Source organism: Promicromonospora umidemergens, from assembly GCF_024171995.1.
GTDB classification, from domain to species: domain Bacteria; phylum Actinomycetota; class Actinomycetes; order Actinomycetales; family Cellulomonadaceae; genus Promicromonospora; species Promicromonospora umidemergens.
Genome location: NZ_JAMTCT010000003.1, coordinates 249,849 through 267,783, shown reverse-complemented (window position 1 = coordinate 267,783; position 17,935 = coordinate 249,849). Strand labels below are relative to the sequence as shown.

General features: G+C 72.5%; 13 protein-coding genes. 2 read left to right on the top strand and 11 right to left on the bottom strand.

Translation table 11 applies throughout. The features are described 5' to 3' along the window. Positions 1-11: 11 nt before the first annotated feature. The 9 genes from APR04_RS07245 to lhgD all read right to left on the bottom strand — a co-directional run bounded on the left by APR04_RS07245 (position 12) and on the right by lhgD (position 10,471). A complete protein-coding gene (locus tag APR04_RS07245; protein ID WP_253868951.1) occupies positions 12-1,115 on the bottom strand; it encodes a DegT/DnrJ/EryC1/StrS family aminotransferase in 1,104 nt (367 codons plus the stop codon). Then, positions 1,112-2,623 (bottom strand): oligosaccharide flippase family protein, encoded by a 1,512-nt coding sequence (locus tag APR04_RS07240; protein ID WP_253868948.1) that lies wholly within the window; start codon positions 2,621-2,623, stop codon positions 1,112-1,114. The genes APR04_RS07245 and APR04_RS07240 overlap by 4 nt, the downstream gene beginning before the upstream one ends. Then, a complete protein-coding gene (locus APR04_RS07235) occupies positions 2,620-3,660 on the bottom strand; it encodes a glycosyltransferase family 2 protein (RefSeq protein WP_253868944.1) in 1,041 nt (346 codons plus the stop codon). The genes APR04_RS07240 and APR04_RS07235 overlap by 4 nt, the downstream gene beginning before the upstream one ends. Further along, a complete protein-coding gene (locus tag APR04_RS07230) occupies positions 3,657-4,370 on the bottom strand; it encodes a NeuD/PglB/VioB family sugar acetyltransferase (protein ID WP_253868939.1) in 714 nt (237 codons plus the stop codon). Before APR04_RS07230 ends, APR04_RS07235 begins: the two co-directional genes overlap by 4 nt. A gap of 7 nt (positions 4,371-4,377) precedes the next feature. Then, positions 4,378-5,520, bottom strand: coding sequence for a DegT/DnrJ/EryC1/StrS family aminotransferase (locus APR04_RS07225; protein ID WP_253868937.1), 1,143 nt, complete (start codon positions 5,518-5,520; stop codon positions 4,378-4,380). Next, positions 5,517-6,548: an NAD-dependent epimerase/dehydratase family protein gene (locus APR04_RS07220; RefSeq protein WP_253868935.1), complete on the bottom strand. Its 1,032-nt coding sequence runs from the start codon at positions 6,546-6,548 to the stop codon at positions 5,517-5,519. Before APR04_RS07220 ends, APR04_RS07225 begins: the two co-directional genes overlap by 4 nt. Beyond that, the gene (locus APR04_RS07215) at positions 6,545-7,606 is read right to left on the bottom strand and encodes a Gfo/Idh/MocA family protein (RefSeq protein ID WP_253868932.1); all 1,062 of its coding nucleotides are present in this window, start codon (positions 7,604-7,606) and stop codon (positions 6,545-6,547) included. The genes APR04_RS07220 and APR04_RS07215 overlap by 4 nt, the downstream gene beginning before the upstream one ends. Positions 7,607-7,799: 193 nt before the next feature. After that, positions 7,800-9,023: a glycosyltransferase family 4 protein gene (locus APR04_RS07210; protein WP_253868929.1), complete on the bottom strand. Its 1,224-nt coding sequence runs from the start codon at positions 9,021-9,023 to the stop codon at positions 7,800-7,802. 248 nt (positions 9,024-9,271) lie between these two features. Then, a complete protein-coding gene (lhgD, locus tag APR04_RS07205) occupies positions 9,272-10,471 on the bottom strand; it encodes an L-2-hydroxyglutarate dehydrogenase (RefSeq protein WP_253868926.1) in 1,200 nt (399 codons plus the stop codon). Positions 10,472-10,694: 223 nt separating this feature from the next. Here lhgD and APR04_RS30960 point away from each other — a divergent pair, with 223 nt between their 5' ends. Both APR04_RS30960 and APR04_RS07195 read left to right on the top strand, forming a co-directional pair. Beyond that, a complete protein-coding gene (locus APR04_RS30960) occupies positions 10,695-14,576 on the top strand; it encodes a DUF4082 domain-containing protein (protein ID WP_253868924.1) in 3,882 nt (1,293 codons plus the stop codon). 14 nt (positions 14,577-14,590) lie between these two features. Further along, positions 14,591-15,334: a hypothetical protein gene (locus tag APR04_RS07195; RefSeq protein ID WP_253868921.1), complete on the top strand. Its 744-nt coding sequence runs from the start codon at positions 14,591-14,593 to the stop codon at positions 15,332-15,334. Between the two features lie 36 nt (positions 15,335-15,370). Here APR04_RS07195 and APR04_RS07190 read toward each other — a convergent pair whose 3' ends face one another. Both APR04_RS07190 and APR04_RS07185 read right to left on the bottom strand, forming a co-directional pair. Then, positions 15,371-16,399, bottom strand: coding sequence for a hypothetical protein (locus tag APR04_RS07190; RefSeq protein WP_253868918.1), 1,029 nt, complete (start codon positions 16,397-16,399; stop codon positions 15,371-15,373). Further along, entirely contained in the window at positions 16,396-17,640 is a 1,245-nt protein-coding gene (locus APR04_RS07185; protein WP_253868916.1) for an MFS transporter, read from the bottom strand. The genes APR04_RS07190 and APR04_RS07185 overlap by 4 nt, the downstream gene beginning before the upstream one ends. Between the last annotated feature and the right edge of the window lie 295 nt (positions 17,641-17,935).

The following is a 17,935-nucleotide window of genomic DNA, read 5'->3' as shown; positions in this document are numbered from 1 at the left end:
CTCTCGGTGGGTCAGAGGACGTTCAGCAGTGCCTCGGCGACCCACTCCTGCTGCGCGGCCGTGATCCCGGGGAACATCGGCAGGGAGAGGATCCGGGACGCCTGCCGTTCGACGACCGGATGGTCACCGGCCCGCCCGCCCAGGTAGGAGAAGGCAGGAAGGAGATGGATCGGAGCCGGGTAGTGGATCCCGGTCCCGACCCCCGCCTCGTCCAGGGCCGCCTGGGCCTTGCCCCGCTCCTCGACCTGGACCACGTACAGGTGCCACACGTGCTCGTTGCCGGGCGCCGTGCGCGGCAAGGTGAGGCCGGGAGCGCCCTCCAGCAGCGCGGCGTACCGGTCGGCCGCGTCCCGGCGCCGGCCGTTCCAGCGGTCGAGCCGGGCCAGCTTGAGCGACAGGACGACCGCCTGCACGGTGTCCAGCCGGGAGTTCGTCCCGATCACGTCGTGCTCGTAGCGGCGGACGCCGCCGTGGTTGCGCAGCTTCGCCAGGTGCTCGGCCACCTCGGCGCTGCCGGTCGTCACAGCGCCCGCGTCCCCGTACGCGCCGAGGTTCTTGCCGGGGTAGAAGCTCGTGCCGGCAGCGGTCCCGAGGGAGCCGGACCGGCGGCCGTGGCGCCGGGCGCCCTGGGACTGCGCGGCGTCCTCGACGACGGCGACCCCCGGGCCGACCGCTTCCGCGATGAGCTCGACCTGGGCCATCTGGCCGTACAGGTGCACCGGCACCACCGCCGTCGTCCGCTCCGTCAGGTGCTCGCGGACGGAGGCCGGGTCGAGCAGGAAGTCGTCGTCCACGTCCGCGAGCACCACCTTGGCCCCGGCCCGCAGGACGGCTTCGGCAGTCGCGACGAACGTGTTGGCAGGGATGATCACCTCGTCGCCGGGCCGCACGCCGGAGGCACGCAGGGCGAGCTCGAGCGCGTCGGTGCCGTTGCCGACGCCCAGGCAGTGCTGGACGCCGCAGTACGCCGCGTAGGCCTGCTCGAAGGCGGCGACCTGCGGTCCGAGGACGAAAGCCTTGGACCGGAGCACCTCGCTCAGGCCGGCGTCCACCTCCTCGGCTATCTCGTCGTGCATGTGGTCGAGGTTGACGAACGGTACGGTCTCGGAGGTCATGGGACCATGTCCTTGCTGGGTTCGGGGTCGGGCCGGTCGGCACGACGTGGCCGGCGGGAGAGCCGGCGGAGCAGGTCCTGCCCGGGCAGGACCCCGGCAGGGAGGAGCCGTGCCAGCCACGGCAGTACGAGGGCGGCGTAGGTTGCGAACCCGGCGACGCCGCCCACGGTGAGATGGACCCACGCGTCGGGGGCGACGTGCCGGACCAGCAGGACGACGGCGGCGGCCGGGACGACCGCGGCGACCGGCACCAGCAGCGGGACGACGAGCCTGCGCAGCCGGACCCCGGTGCCGTGCAGCGCGTGCAGGAACGCGGGGAGCACGACCACCGTCACCACGACCAGGTGCGCCGCCCCTGCGCCGACCAGCCCGAGAGACCCGACGCCCCACCACATCACCGGTGCCAGGGCGACCAGCCACAACCCCTGCCGGCGCAGCAGCTTCCCGGACCAGCCGCCCGCCGTGAGGTAAGCGACCCAGACGTCGAACAGGATGCGGAACGCGCCGACTGCGGCGAGCCAGGCCAGGACCCCGGCCGCCGCGGCCCACGCGTGCCCGTACAGGGTTTCGATCACGGGACCCGCCAGTGTGCCGAGCAGCATCGATACGGGGACCGCCAGCGCCCAGGTCAGCGACGACGCGGTGACCAGCCCGTCGTGGTCCGCCGTTCCGGTGTCGTCGCTGCGCCGCGCGAACGCAGGCATCGCGACCGCCCGGACCGCGGTGCCGATCACCGAGCTGGGCCAGGACGAGACGTTGAAGGCGAGCGAGTAGAGCCCCAGGAGCACAGGCCCGCCCAGGCGCCCGACCAGGACGTTGTCGATGTTGAGCAGGACCAGCGACAGCAGCCCGGCGCACGCGAGCGGGAACCCGAACCGGAAGCCGGACGACGCGACGTCGGACCGCCACCCGAACCGGGGGAGCGTCCGGGTCGTGGCGAACTCGAGCACGACGACGGCGACCATCGAGCACAACCTGCCGACGGCGATCGCCATGGCGCCCCAGCCGGCCAGCGCGAGCCCGACCGACAGCGTGGTCGAGACGGTGAACGCGACCAGCTCGATGAGGAAGAGCTCCCGCTGGCGCAGGTCGCGCTGCAGCCGGGCGAACGGGACGACGCCGATCCCGGCGAGCAGGAGGGTCAGCGACATGGCCCGCACAGCGGGTGCCGCCTCGACGGCGCCCATGAACTCCGCGATGGCGGGTGCGCCGAACCACATGGCGGCCGTGAGAAGCCCCGAGGAGACGAGGGAGAGCGTCGCGATGGTGGGGCCGCGCTCGTCGAACCTGCCGCGGCGCACCAGGTCGGCGGCGAGCCCGAGCTCGCTGACCGTCATCAGGATGCCCTGCACGGTCGCGGCGACGGCGAACACGCCGAACGTCTCGGGGTCCAGGATGCGGGCCAGGAAGATGCCCGTGATCAGGGTGCCGAGCCGCAGGGTGGCGTTGTTCAGCGCGCTCCACACCAGCCCGGACCTGACCTGCGTCCCGAGCGGGGCCGTGGTCATACGCCGTACCTGCGCCACAGCCGCCACCACAGGTGCCGGGAGGCACGGCGCGGCAGCCCGCCCCACCGGCTCTCCAGCCAGGCATCCCAGGCGACCAGCACCGGGCTGACGCCCTGTCCGCCGAGGAAGGCGGTGGTCTCGGCGGAGAACCGCCGGAACGCCTCGGCGGAGCCGTCGCCCGACGGGTCGCGCGACCCGGCGATCGCCAGCCGGTTCGCGCGGCGGACGATGGACCGCAGCGCCGACTCGCGGACCCGCGCCGGAGGCAGGTGCGCGGGCGGCGTCTCCTCGAACAGGATCCCCAGGAGCGCGCGCTGCTCCTGCATGTCGCGGAGCATCCCGGCGTACTGGGTCAGGTGCATGTTGGTGCCGTGCACCCGGTAGAGCGCCTGGGCCTCGTTGTTCACGCGTCCGACGTCCCAGCGTGCCGCGGTCTGGTACCAGAGGAGCATGTCGCCGGCGTGGGGCACCCGCGCGTCGTACCGGCCGACGTCGTCCCAGGCCGTGCGGCGCATCACCACCCCGGGGGTGTACACCGGGTTGGTGGAGCGGGAGCACATCCAGGTCAGCCACTGGCGCCCCGGCCAGGTGGTCCAGCTCCGGGCCGCGCGGTCGGCGCGGGGAGGCTCGTCGGTGAAGTAGGCGCAGTGACCGTAGACCAGGCCGACCCTCGGGTGACGCTGCATGAGGGCGACGGCGCGGGCGAGCGAGCCGGGCACGAGCGCGTCGTCGGCGGAGAGCAGCACGACGTAGTCGCCCTTGACCTGGTTCAGGCCCTCGTTGTACGTGGCGATGTGCCCCGCGTTGGCGGTGTGCACCACGACGCGGACCCGCGCGTCCTGGTCGGCCAGGTTGCGGGCGACCTGCGCGCTGTCGTCGTCCGAGGCGTCGTCGATCACCAGGACGTCGACGTCCACGTCCTCCTGCTCCAGCACCGAGGCGACGGCGGTGGGCAGGTAGTTGCCGTACCGGTAGCAGGGGATCACGACCGAGACCGTGGCGCGTTCGGCCGGGGCCGCGGGGCGGTGGAACCTCATCGCGCCTCCTGGGCGGTCCGGAACGGCTGGGTGTCGGTGGTGCGGCGGGGGTCGGCGACGCGCGCGGGGCGTGGCACCAGCCGGCGGGCGGGGACGCCCGCCCAGGTCTCGCCGTCGGGCACGTCGTGAAGGACGACCGCGCCCATGCCGACCGTCGCCCCCGCACCGACGCGGACGCCGGGGTGGACCGAGGCGTTCATCCCGAGGTAGGCCCCCGGCCCGACGACCACGCCGCCGCCGAGGGCGACGCCCGCGGCGAGCGTGGCGACGTCGCCGACCACGCAGTCGTGCGTGACCGTGACGCCGGGCATGGCGACCACGTGCTCGCCGAGCACGGCGTCCGCGGTGATCACCACGTGTGCCATCAGGATCGAGCCGGCGCCGATCCCGCAGGCAGCAGGGTTGCGGACCGACCGGTCGACGACGGTGGCGAACCCCGCGCTCGGCCCGAGCCGGTCCCGCAGCGCGGCGCGCACCGGGCTCGGGCCCACGCACAGCAGGAGGGCGGCGTCGGGGTGGTCGGGTGCGGACGACACAGGGCCGAGGACCGGCACGTGGTCGTACGGCGGCGGGAGGACCGGCGGCAGGTCGGCGTACCGGTCGTCGAGCACGCCCAGCACCGTGCGGCCCTCCTCCGCCAGCAGGGGCAGCACCTCGCGGGCGAGGCCGCTCGCCCCCACCAGCAGGACCGGCCGGCCGTCGGTCGTCATCGCGCGATCACCCGGCCCGGCGCACGACGTCGACCACGCGGTCCAGCTCGGCGTCCGTCATCTGGTGGAACAGGGGCAGGACCAGTGTGCCGCCCGTGAGCCGCTCGGTCACCGGAAGCGGTGCGTGGTCCCGGTCGGCGTGCGCCGGGTGCAGGTGCGCCGCCATGATGCCGCGCCGCGCGGAGACCCCCGCCGAGGCGAGCGCCAGGAGCAGGCCTTCCCGGTCCGTCCCGTAGGCGGGCAGGATCTCCAGCCACAGCGACTGCATGTTGCTCGTGCCCCAGGAGGGGTCCTCGACGAGCCGCAGGCCGGGCACACCGGAAAGCTTGTCGCGGTACTGGTCGGCGAGCTGCCGCCGTCGGGCCACGATCTCGTCGAGGCGGCCGAGCTGCACCAGGCCGACGGCGGCCTGCAGGTCCGTCATGCGGAAGTTGAAGCCGACCTCTCCGTACTCCTCCGGCGGTGACACGAGGGAGCTGTGCCGGTCCGCGGCCGAGACGCTCATCGCGTGCTCCCGCAGGCGGCGTGCGCGGGTGGCCCATTCCGGGCGGCTGGTGGTGAGCATCCCGCCCTCGCCGGTGGTGAGGAGCTTGCGGGGATGGAAGGACCAGGCGGCGATCTCGGCGCCCGCCCCGACCGGACGGTCGAGGTAGGTCGAACCCGCTCCGCACGCAGCGTCCTCGATCACCACGATGCCGAGCGGGTCGCACAGCCCCCGGATCGCTGCAAGGTCCACCGGCACGCCGCCCTGGTCCACCGCGATCACTGCGCGGGTGGCGGGTGTGAGCGCCGCGGCGACCGTCTCGGCGGTGACGTTGCCGGTGACAGCGTCAACGTCCGCGAACACCGGCCGTGCGCCCACGTACGTGGGCGCGTTGGCCGTGGCGACGAACGAGAAGGACGGCACGACGATGTCGTCCCCCGGGCGGATGCCCGCGACGACCAGGGCGAGGTGCAGCGCGGTCGTGCAGCTCGACGTCGCGACCGCGGCGCGGGCCTGCATCGCGCTCGCGAACGCGGCCTCGAACGCGGCGACGCGCGGCCCCTGTGCCACCCAGCCCGACTCGATCACCTCGGTGACCGCCGCGACCTCCTCGGCCCCGAGCCATGGCTGCATGACGTTGATGCGCGAGGGCGTGACGGCGGTCATGACGCACCCTTGACCGCAGCGGCGGCCAGGTCCGGCGCTTCGGGCAGGGACCGTCCAGCGGCGATCTCCTCGCGCAGCGGACGCCACCAGTCGACGAGCAGCCGCAGGCCCTCTTCCAGCCCGATCGTCGCCTCGAAGCCCAGGTCGTCGCGTGCCGCCGTCGTGTCCGCCAGGCGCCGCACCACGCCGTTGACGGCCCGCTCCGGGCCGTGCTCCACGGGTAGGTCGGACCCCATGACCCGCAGCAGGGCCTGGGCCAGCTCCAGCAGGCTCGTCTCCGTGCCGCTGGCGATGTTGTACACGCCCTCGGCGACGTCGCTGGCCGCGGCGAGCACATTCGCCCGGGCGATGTCCGGCGTACAGACGAAGTCCATGGTCTGCTGGCCGTCCCCGAAGATCAGGGGCGGACGCCCGTCGGCTATCCGCTCCATCCAGCGCACCAGCACCTCGGTGTACAGGCCGTGCACGTCCATGCGCGGGCCGTACACGTTGAAGTAGCGCAGCGTCACGTAGTCGAGGCCGCTCATCGCACGGAACGACCTGGCCAGGCCCTCGTTGAACGTCTTGGCAGCGCCGTAGATCGTGTCGTTGTCGTGATGGTGGTGCCGCTCAGCGGTGGGGAACTCCTCGGCGAGGCCGTACACCGACGCGCTCGACGCCACCACGAGCTTGCTCACGTGATGCTCTGCCGCGGCCTCGACCACGTTGAACGTGCCGTCGACGAGCACCTCGAGGGCCAGGCGGGGCTCCTCAGCGCACTGGGTGATGCGGATCGCGGCCTGGTGGAACACCAGATCCTTGCCGCGGGTGAGGTCGTGCACCAGGTCCCGGTCGCGGATGTCGCCCTCGACGAGGGTGACCCGCCCGTCGGCGAGCGCGTCGTCGAGGTTGGCGCGCCGGCCGCGAACCAGGTTGTCCAGTACGTCGACGTGAGCGGCGCCCGCGTCGAGGAGCTGGTCGACGAGCGTCGACCCGATGGTCCCGGCGCCTCCCGTGACGAGGACATCGGCGCCCTGCAGTGTGCTCATGCGGAGAGCTCCAGTTCTCGGTGGGGATCGGGGATGAAGGCGGTGCCGGAGGCGAGGCTCGCCGACGCTGCCTCGAGAACGCCGAGGACCCGGCGCCCGGCGCGGCCGTCGGTGAGCGGCGCCCGCGCCTGCGTGATCGCGTCGGCCAGCTCGGCGACCATCAGGCCGAGCGCCTCCTGCTCGGGCAGCGCAGGCGACCAGGTGTCGCCCAGGCGGTACGAGACAGTGGCCGCCCGGCGCTCCTCGCCGTCGGCGGCGATCTGCTCGTAGTTGACGCCCCGGTCGTAGACGCTGAGCCGCTGCTGCGGGTTGAGGTCGTCCCAGACGAGGGTCCGCCTGGACCCACCGATCGTGATCCGCCGGATCTTGGTGGGGCTGAGCCAGTTGACGTGCACGTTGACCACGGCGCCGCTGGCCAGCGGCAGGAAGAGATATCCGACGCAGGCTCTGCCGGTGCCGAGCGGGTCTCCGCCGTGCGCGGCCACCGACACGGGCCGCAGCCCGCCGGGCAGCACGAAGTCGACGATCGACAGGTCGTGCGGGGCCAGGTCCCAGAACACGTCGACGTCGGGCTGGACCAGGCCCAGGTTGATCCGCACCGAGTCGATGTACAGGATGTCGCCCAGCTCTCCGACCGCGATGAGATCGCGGATCTTGCGCACCGCCGGCGTGTAGCAGAACGTGTGGTCCGTCATGAGGACCAGGCCCCGTGCGTGGGCTTCAGCGACCATCTCGTCCGCTGCGGAGGCGCTGTCGGCGATCGGCTTCTCGACGACCACGTGCTTGCCCGCCCGCAGCGCGGCCATGGCTATCGAGTGATGCGTTCCGGCAGGGGTGGCGATGGCCACAGCGGAGATGTCGTCCCGGGCGAGCAGCGCGGCGAGCGACGTCTCGACGTCGGCTCCGCCGTGCGCGCCGGCGACCCGGGCGGCGCGGTCCGCGTCGAGGTCACACACCGCCGCCAGCTCCCAGTGGTCCGACGCCGCGAAGTTGCGTGCGAGGTTGGGTCCCCAGTAGCCGGCGCCCACGACGGCCGCCCGCAAGATCTTTTCGTCCATGCTGCCTTCTTCCGTTATCAGCTCGGATCGGCCTGGGCAGTCAAGTTCCTGGCTCCGATCAATGTACGTGCCGGCCCCGTGATGTACCGGCCGGTGTGATTCGAAATCACCCTGCGGACGCTGTTTATTCACCCGTGGGCCCCTTTCACCCGGGGTGAAAGACAAATGCAGGACGAAATGCGGCCGTCGGGTTTTACGCGTGGGCCTCGGCAGGTGTTCCGGTGCGCCCGGTGATGCCGTCGAAGACCCCCACGTAGGTGGCGGCCTGCCGGCGCCAGGACAGCTCGCCCTCGATCCGAGCGCGGCCGACCGCGCCCATGGCACGGGCGCGCCCCGGGTCGTCGAGGATCTCGAGGATCGTGTCGCCGAGGGCCGCAGGGTCGGTGCCGGCGACGTAGGCCGCCGCCGCGCCCGCGCTGTTGCGGGTCTCGGTCAGGTCCGACGCCACGACCGGCAGCTCGTGCGCCATGTACTCGAGGGTCTTGTTCATGGTGGAGCGGTCGTTGAACTCGCTGGGCGGGTCGGGCGTGACCCCGAGGTCGGCGCTCGACAGCCAGCGCCCGATCGCTGCGTGGTCCACCCGTCCGGTGAAGTGCACCCAGGGGTCCAGGCCGCGCCGTGTGCAGTCGGCGCGCAGGTCCGCCAGGGCGTCCCCGAACCCGAGGAGCGCGAACCGCACGTCGGTGCGCCCGCGCTGGTGCACCACGTGGTCGACGGCGGCCAGCAGCCGGTCGACGCCGTCCTGCGAACCCATGATGCCGACATAGGCCACGAGGTGCTTTGCCTGGTCGCGCGCTCCCGGCTCGAGCTCGCCGCGCCGCATCAGGTCGGCGTCGGGGGTGCTCATCACGACGGAGCTGCGCAGCGGGTCGACCCGGCCACGACCCTGCGCGATCGCCTGGTAGGAGCCGTTGGTCGAGATGACATGGTCCGCGCTGCGATACGTGGCGCGCTCCAGCAGCAGCAGGGCGCGGTGCAGCGGGCCCCGGCGGCCGAACTTCGCGACGTACACCTCTGGGCAGAGGTCGTGCTGGTCGTAGACGAACCGCACCCCGCGCCGCAGGCGCCAGAGCAGCGCGAGCAGCCAGTAGGTGTCCGGCGGGTTGCACGCCTGGATGACCTGGAACGGGGCGTCCCGGTGCACGCGCACCGATGCGCGAGCGGTGCGCCACCAGGAGACGACGAACTCGCGCACGTAGCCAGCGAGCCCGTGCGAGTCCGGCGGTGGCGCATAGGGGTGCACGGTGGTCTCGTCGATCTTGAACCGGGCGGGTTCGCCCGGGTTCTCCTGCGGGCAGATGACGCTCACCCGGTAGCCGGCGTCCGTCAGGGCGCGGCACTCGGACCGTACTCTGCGATCGAGCCGGAACGGCAGGTTCTGGATGATCACCAGAACGTGTGGAGCGGCGGAATGCATGAGGGAAGTCTTACGTCCAGGACACATTGCAGAAACCCGTGGAGAGGGTGAACAGGGGTATTCACCCGCAGGTCTTCGGTGGGTTTTCCGGAAAAGATCACCCCGAATCTCATCCGCCTCCGGGATTGCATTTCTTTCCGCCCTGCTCGTGCCGGCCGAAAAAGCGCCCTCGATATTTCATCCGCCCTTGACCTCGTTCAGCGTGGGCGACCACCGCAGCCATTTCGTGCCGTAGTTCCGAGAGCTGCTCAGGCAGCGGTCGCGAACTTGTCAGTGATGAGACCGGCGATGGGGATCGCAGACGTGGCGGCCGGCGACGGCGCGTTGCACACGTGCAGCTGACGCTCCGTCGAACGGAGCAAGAAGTCCTCGACCGAGGTGCCGTCCCGCATGATGGCCTGCGCACGGATGCCGGCGGGATAAGGGCGCAGGTCCTCGAGGCGGAGTCCAGGGCAGTACTTACGGACGAGCTCGAGGTAGCCCTGCGGGAAGAGCGAGCTGCGCATCTCGTCCACCCCCGTCCGGATGTTCGACTTCGCGAACCGCCACATGCCCGGGAACGTCAGGTACTCCGCCACGTCGCGGGCCGTGACAGAACCGCGGGGATGACGCTCGCGTGAGAAGCCCAGCACGGCGTTGGGGCCGACGGTGATCCTGCCGTCGATCGTCGGGCTCAGGTGGACGCCGAGGAAGGGCAGGCCGGGGTCAGGGACCGGGTAGATGAGCCGTTGCACGACGTCGGAACGGTCGTGCGGTAGCTGGTAGTACTCCCCGCGGAACGGGATGACCTGGAAATCCACAGTGAGCCCGCCCATGGCTGCGACCCTGTCGGCCTGAAGGCCGGCGCACACGACGAGCTTCCGTGTGCGGTACTCGCCTGTGTCGGAGCCGACGACCACTTCGCCCGAGGGGCCCGCGAGCTCACGGATCGAGCGGGCCTGCGACCGGGTGATCACCCGTCCGCCCAGCTCGTCGATGTCCCGGGCCATCGCCCGGGCGACCTCGCGGAAGTCGACGACACCGGTGGCTGGGGACAGCAGTGCAGCCTGCCCGCGGACGTTGGGTTCCATCTCCGCGAGCCGGCCGCCGTCGATGCGCTCGAGCTCGATTCCGTTCTCGGCGCCTCGCACGGCCAGCCGCTCCATCCGGGCGACCTCGACCTCGTCGGTCGCCACGACGAGCTTGCCGATGGTCTTGTACGGAATGGCGTGCTCGTCGCAGAACTCCTTGGTGGCCCGCTGCCCGGCCCGACACAGCCTGGCCTTGAGCGAGCCGGGCGCGTAGTAGAGCCCGGCATGGATGACGCCGGAATTGTGGCCGGTCTGCGCGCTCGCGATGTCGTCGGCCTTCTCCAGGACGAGGACGGCTGCTCCCGGACGGCGCCGGAGCACTTCGCGCGCCGTGGCGAGTCCGACGATGCCGGCACCGATGACGACCAGGTCTTCCATGACTACCTCCGTGTCGGTGCGAGCATCCTGGCAGAGAGCCGGCACGCCTCGTGCAGACGGGTGGACCGGGAGTCTCGTGCAGACGGGTGAACCGGGGGTGAGGAACCCTTCCTCGCTCTGCCTGACCGCTGTCGACGTCCTTACAGTGGCGAACGTGGGCTACTCCATAGCAGGTCCAGCATCTCGGTCCCGTCGCGCCCTTCGCGTCCCGGCGGTCTTCGCCGTGGCAGTGCTCGCTCTGTCCTCTGGCCTGCTTTCCGTGGTCCCCGCGACCACCGCCGAGGCTGCCCCGTGCGATCCAGGGGGCAACCCGGTCGTGTGCGAGAACTCGAAGCCGGGCACGTCCCCGCAGGTCTGGGACATCGAGGGCGCGGGCGACTCCAGTATCCAGGGCTTCGCCACCGAGATGAGCGTCGACACGGGGAGCCGGGTCGCGTTCAAGATCGACACCGACGCGCGGGCGTACACGATCGACATCTACCGCACGGGCTGGTACCAGGGGCTGGGGGCGCGCAAGGTCGCACAGGTCACGCCGAGCGCCACGCTGCCGCAGACGCAGCCCGAGTGCGCCTGGTCCGAGCCCGTCGAGCTGGTCGACTGCGGGAGCTGGGCGGTGTCGGCGGCATGGGACGTCCCGGCCACCGCCGTGTCCGGCGTCTACGTGGCGCACCTGACCCGGCAGGACACGGGCGGTCAGAGCCACATCACGTTCGTCGTGCGCGACGACGGCTCCACCTCGGACATGGTCTTCCAGACGGCGGACACGACCTGGCAGGCCTACAACACCTACGGCGGCTCCAGCTTCTACCAGGGCGGCGCCAACGGGCGGGCCTACAAGCTGAGCTACAACCGTCCGTTCAACACCCGCGGGCTGTCGCAGGGCCGTGACTTCTACTTCAGTGCCGAGTACGCGATGGTCCGGTTCCTGGAGCAGAACGGCTACGACGTCACCTACATCGCGGGGGCAGACACCGACCGCGACGGGTCTCGGCTGCTGAACCACGACGCGTTCCTGTCCGTCGGGCACGACGAGTACTGGTCCGGCCCGCAGCGGGCCGCCGTCGAGCAGGCCCGCGACGCAGGGGTGCACCTCGGCTTCTTCGCCGGCAACGAGGTCTACTGGCGCACGCGCTGGGAACCGTCCGTGGCCGGCCCGGCGGCCGCCCGCCGCACCCTCGTGTCGTACAAGGAGACCTGGGGCAGCGCCAAGATCGACCCCTCCACCGAGTGGACCGGGACGTGGCGCGACCCCCGGTATGCGAGCAAGGCCGCCGGGGCAGGCCGCCCCGAGAACGGCCTCATCGGCACCCTGTACACGACCAACTACTCGGACCTGCCCGTCACTGTCCCGGCCGAGGAGGGGAAGATGAGGATCTGGCGGGGCACGACGCTGGCCTCCCTTGCCGCCGGGACCTCTCAGGCGCTGGCGCAGCACACGGTCGGGTACGAGTCGAACGAGGACCTCGACAACGGCGTCCGGCCCGCGGGTCTGATCCGCATGTCGAAGACGGTGGGCGACGTACCCGAGTATCTGCAGGACTTCGGCAACGCGGTGGCGCCCGGCGTGACCACGCACACGATCACGATGTACCGGGCCCCGAGCGGCGCGCTGGTGTTCTCGGCCGGCACGGTGCAGTGGTCGTGGGGCCTGGATCAGCAGCACGACGGCGACGGCGCCCCCGCGGACTCCCGGATGCGCCAGGCGACGGTCAACCTGTTCGCGGACATGGGCGTCCAGCCGGACAGCCTCGCGTCCGGCATCACCCCGGCGACGCGGACGACTGACGTCACCGGGCCGACCACCCAGATCCAGGGCCCTGCCGCGCAGCAGTCGTTCGCAGGCGGGTCGAGCGTCACCGTCACCGGTACGGCCTCCGACGCCACCGGCCGGGTGGCAGGCGTCGAGGTGTCGCTCGACGACGGGCAGACCTGGCACCCCGCCACCGGCCGCGCGAGCTGGACGTACACCGGGCAGATCTTCGGTTCGGGAGCGGCCGGGATCCGTGCCCGTGCGGTCGACGACTCCGCGAACATCGGGCCCGCCGCGTCCGTGGGCGTCCAGGTGACCTGCCCGTGCACGGTGTTCGGCACCGCGCCCCCGACCAACGCCCCGGCCGACGACTCGTCGCCGGTCGAGCTGGGCATGCGGTTCGTGGCGGCGGCCGACGGTTACATCAGCGGCGTCCGGTTTCACAAGAACGCGGCGAACACCGGCGTGCACCGCGGGACGCTGTGGAGCGCGGCCGGCGAGCCGCTGGCCGCCGTGCAGTTCACCGGCGAGTCGGCGACCGGATGGCAGAAGGCGTCGTTCGTCCGCCCGGTGCCCGTCGTCGCGGGGGAGGCGTACGTGGTGTCCTACACCGCGCCCTCCGGCGGTTACACCGCCACGCCCTGGGCGTTCCAGGCTCAGGGGCGCGCCGCAGGGCCGCTCACCGTCCAGGGCGGGTTCGGCGCCACCCCGGCCGGCGTGTTCGGCGCTGCCGGTACCGTCCCCACCCAGTCCTGGAACAACGCCGCCTACTACGTGGACCCCGTGTTCACGTTCATCGACGACTCCCCGCTGGTCGCCATCGCGCACGCACCCGTCGCAGGTGAGGTCAGCGTGCCCCTGGACGGCCGGGTGCGCATCACGTTCTCGAAGCCCGCGGTCCTGTCGACGATCGGCTTCACCGTGACCGACGAGGCGGGCAACGCCGTGGCGGGCAGCGTCTCCTACGACGCCCCCACGCGGACGGCCACCTTCACGCCGTCCGCGCCGCTCGCCGGGTTCGCCCAGCACACGGCCGTGGTCACCGCCCGCTCCGCCGAGGGAACACAGCTGTCCGACGGCGGGACCTGGAGCTTCCGGACCGTCCGCCCGCCGTCCGCGACGTGCCCGTGCGGCGTGTTCGACGAGACGACGGTGCCGGACCTCGCGGCCGCTGCCGACCCGGGCGCCGTAGTGCTCGGCATGCGCTTCTCGCCGCGCGTGGCAGGCCACGTCTCCGGGATGGAGTTCTGGAAGTCGGCCGAGATCCAGGGGCCGTTCGTGGCCTCCCTGTGGGCCGAGAACGGGCAGCTCGTCGCCCAGGCGACCGTCACGCACCCCGTCACGCGTGGGTGGCAGGACGTCGAGTTCGACACCCCCGCAGCGGTGACCGCCGGACAGGAGTACACGGTGGGCTACCGTGCGCCGACCGGCCGCTATCCGGCGACCCTCGGTGCGCTCGCTGCCCCCCGGACGGTCGGGGACCTGAACACGCCGCAGAACGCCGGGGTGTACCTCTACGGCTCGGGCCGCCCGACGACCACGACCTCCTCGAGCTACCTCGTGGACGTGGCGTTCACGCCGGCTCCCGTCGCCCCCACCGTCGTCTCGCGGACGCCGGCCTCCGGCGCGTTCGACGTGCAGGCGAGCACCTCCGTCTCGGTCACGGCATCAAAGCCGCTCGCGGCGGGCGCCACGCTGACGCTGACCCGACCGGGCAGCCAGGCCGTGCCGGGCAGCCTGGCGATCAACGGCACGACGGCGACACTGGACCCCACGGCAGACCTTCTGCCCGGCACCACGTACACGGCCCGGTTCGCGGGGACCACCACCGACGGGGGCACCATTGCGCCCACCACGTGGTCGTTCACCACGCAGGCTCCGGCCGGCGCGTGCCCGTGCCTGATCTTCGGCGGTGACGTGCCGCCGGTGGCATCGGCGGACGACGGCGCGGCCGTCGAGCTCGGCACCCGGTTCTCCGCGGCCCGCGACGGCGTCGTCGGAGCGGTCCGCTTCTACCGGGGTCCGAACAACCCAGGGCCGCACACGGTGACCGTGTGGTCGGCGGGCGGTGCGCCGCTGGCCACCACGGAGGCACCCTCGGGCGGGGGCGAGGGCTGGCAGACGGTCCCGCTGCCCGATCCGGCGGCCATCACGGCGGGCACCACCTACGTCGTGTCCTATCTCGCGCCGCAGGGCGGCTACGCGGCCGGTGCGGGGTACTTCGCACAGCCGCGGACCATCGGCCCGCTGACGACGCCGGTGGACGCCGGACGCTACTCCTATGGCGGCGGCTTCCCGCAGTACTCGTGGCAGGGCACCGGGTACTGGGTGGAGCCGGTGTTCACCGACCAGTGACCGGGACACATGACATGAGCCGCCGCAGAGAGCTCGCCGCCGCGGCCGGCAGGGGCCACCTCGTCACACCCCTGCTGGTCGCCGCCCTGGTGCTGTCCTCCTGCACCGCTTCGCAGGATCCGGGACCGGACGCCGGACCCACCGCGGCGTCGGGTCCCGGCACGGCCGCCCCCACTGCGGACGTCACGCCGGGCCCCACGCCTGACGGTGCGGACGGCGCTACCGCCGGCCCCGACGGGAAGCCGAAGACCGACGGGAACGGCAAGAAGCCGGAGACCGCCGCCTCAGCGGCGCCGGACGGACGCAGCGGCGGGCAGAACGGAGCCGAGGGCAGCGAGGTCGCCCCGCCCGCGCCCGGCCGGCCGAGCGGCGACGGCCTGGGTGACTCGGTGGCCCCCGCGGCCGGCCGGCTGACCCGCGACCAGCGGACCGGCACAGCTGAGGGACTCGTGGCGGGCTTCCCCGACGACGTCGTCCTGGTACCCGCTGGCACCGCTGTGGCGTCCAGCTCCGTGACCGGGACGGACGGCCGCTACCAGGTGACGCTCGACGCGAAGGTGGACGGCGCCTGCGACGCCGTGGTGCTCGACTACCGCAGCTGGTTCACGTCCGGCGGCTTCACCGAGACGGGCACTACCGCGCGTCCGGGCCGCACCACCGTCGATCTCGCCCGCGCCGACGGCACGGTCCAGCTGGGCACCTCGCGTACCCGCGGTGGGTGCGACGTCACCGTCTTCGCGGCTCTGTCCGCCAAGTAGGCCCGTCCCAGTAAGCCCGTCCCAGTAGGCGTCGTGTCACCCCACGACGCTCGGGGACCAGGCCTGCGGGATCGCCACGGCGGGCTTGCTCGTGCCGTCGACGGCCAGGGACCAGACGTCGGTGGTCCCTGGCTCGTCGGCACGGGGTAGCCCGTAGAGGAGCGTCGTGTCGTCGAGCCAGGTCATCTGGTCGTCCACGGTCCGCTGCTCGGCGTCGAGCACCGTGACCTCCAGGGTGGCCAGGTCGAGCACGGCGGGTGTCCAGTGCTGGGTCGCCGCACCGTCCGCCGCGACGTCGTGCTTGAAGGCCAGCCGGGTCCCGTCCGGGGACAACGAGGGGCACTCGACGCCGTCGAGCACGGTGACGAGGGTGCGCTCGGTGAGGTCACCGCGCACGAGCCAGGTGTGGCCGAGGGACTGCGACCGGACCGTGGCGTAGAAGTAGCGGTCGTCCACGAAGGTCACACCCCACACGTTCCGGTCGACCGGGGCCACGCGCTCGCCGTCGGCCAGCAGGGTGAAGTCCTCGAGGTTGCCGGACACCTTCGCGCCGTCGGCGTCGCGCACCATGGTCTCCGTGGAGAAGCCCGCCTGGGAGTAGGAGTGGCCGGTCACGAACGCGGTGGTGGCCACGAGCCCGTCCGGTGAGAGCTGGGCCCTGCTGGGGAGACCGGGCAGCGACCAGGTGGCCGTGGTCCGCCAGGCGGCGTCGAGCACCTCGGCCTCGTAGGTCGTGACGACACCGCGGCGGGTGCGCAGGCAGAGCGTCGTCGCGCCCTGGGACGACACCCGGTCGCACACGACGGGCGTGACCTCGCGCGGGCCGGACAGATCGTCCAGGGCGACGGCGGCGACCCTGCCGTAGAGCTCGCCCGGGGCTGTGCCGCGGAACAGGACGTGGGGACCGTCCAGCACGCCCTCGGTCACCTCGACCCGGGTCGGCGCGTTCTGTTCCGCCCGCGCGCGCTGGAGCTCCGCGGCGGCGTACCAGGTGGTGCCGGTGAGCACCACGACGACCAGCACGGCGAACGCGGCCCGACGGCGGAAGGCGGGTCTGCCGGTCATGCCGGCATCTCCGGGTCGGGGTCCCGCTCCAGCCGGCCGCCCCTGACCAGGTATGCGCACACCGGAACCGCGACGACCAGGGCGGCCGTCACGATCCACAGCGCTTCGACGCTGCCGAACGCGTACCAGAGCACGCCGAACCCGGCGGACGCGACCATGCGCACGACCGCGGTGACGGTCTGCGCGGTGCCGATCGCGGTGGCTCGGACGGCGGTGGGGACGAGCGCACTGGTGAGCGCGGCGAGCACGCCGTCGGTCATGGCGTAGAAGGTGCCGAGCAGCACCAGGGCCGCGATGGTGGTGGCCGCTCCCGGGAACGGGAGGGCCGCGCAGACGTAGGCGCCGGCCAGCAGGGCGTGCCCCCAGACCAGTACCCGGGCCCGGCCGACGCGGTCGGCGAGGCGGCCGATCGGTGCGGCGAGCAGCATGTACGTGGCGTTCGTCCCGACGTAGAGCAGCGGGAACCAGTGGGTGGCGAACCCGTCGCGGTCCTGCAGCGCGAGGTAGACGAACCCGTCGCCGACGGTGAGCAGCCCGAGGATCCCGGCGACGACCAGCAGACGCACGGTCGCGCCGCCGCGCAGGAAGCTCCAGGAGAAGGGCCGCCCGGCGAGCTCGAGGCCGCCGGCCGCGTCGCACGTGCACCCCTTGCACCTGGGCAGCCCGCGGTCCTCGCGCGTGCGGTGCGTCCTGAGCCACGCGGCCTGGCGCGGCCGCAGGTCCGGGACGAGCAGGACGAGGGCGCCGACGCCGAGCACCGCCGCGCCGAGCGAGACGACGAAGATCGTCGTCCAGCCGTCCGGGATCGCCCAGAGGATCGCGAACGCGAGCAGCGGCCCGAGCGTGGCGCCCGCCGTGTCGAGCGCCCGGTGCACGCCGAACGAGCGCCCGAGGTTGCGGGGGTTCGCCGCGGCGGCGATCAGGGCGTCCCGCGGGGCGGTGCGGATGCCCTTGCCGATGCGGTCCGTCACGACGAGGCTCGCGATGGCGGGCAGGCCGGCGGCGAACAGCAGTCCCACCCGGGTCAGCGCCGAGAGGCCGTAGCCAACGGCCGCCACCCACTTGGGGCGGTCGGTGCGGTCGGCGGCCCAGCCGCCGGCCACCCGGACGAGCGCCCCGGCGCCTTGAACGAGCCCGTCGACCACGCCGTAGGCGATCACCGACATGCCGAGGGCTGCGGTGACGTACAGCGGCAGGACCGCCATGACGGCCTCGGAGGAGACGTCGGTCAGGAAGCTCACCACGCCCAGCGTCACCACCGTGGACGGGACCCGGCCGGCGCGTCGGCGTGCGTCGCCCGACCGCTTGCCCGGTCGGCCGCGGGAGGAGCCGGTCGGAGAGCCAGCCTCTGCCGGTTCGGCACTGACGAGACCAGACAATGGGGCTCCAGCGATCGTGTCGCAGCTGAGTGGGGCAGGCCTGTTCAGGTTACGGCCGGCGTGTCCTGCCCTGGCGGGTCGGGGAGGGGTGAACTGGTTTTCTCACCCGGCGCATCGCGGAGCCGGAAATAGACGTGAGCCGACGCCGCCACCGGGC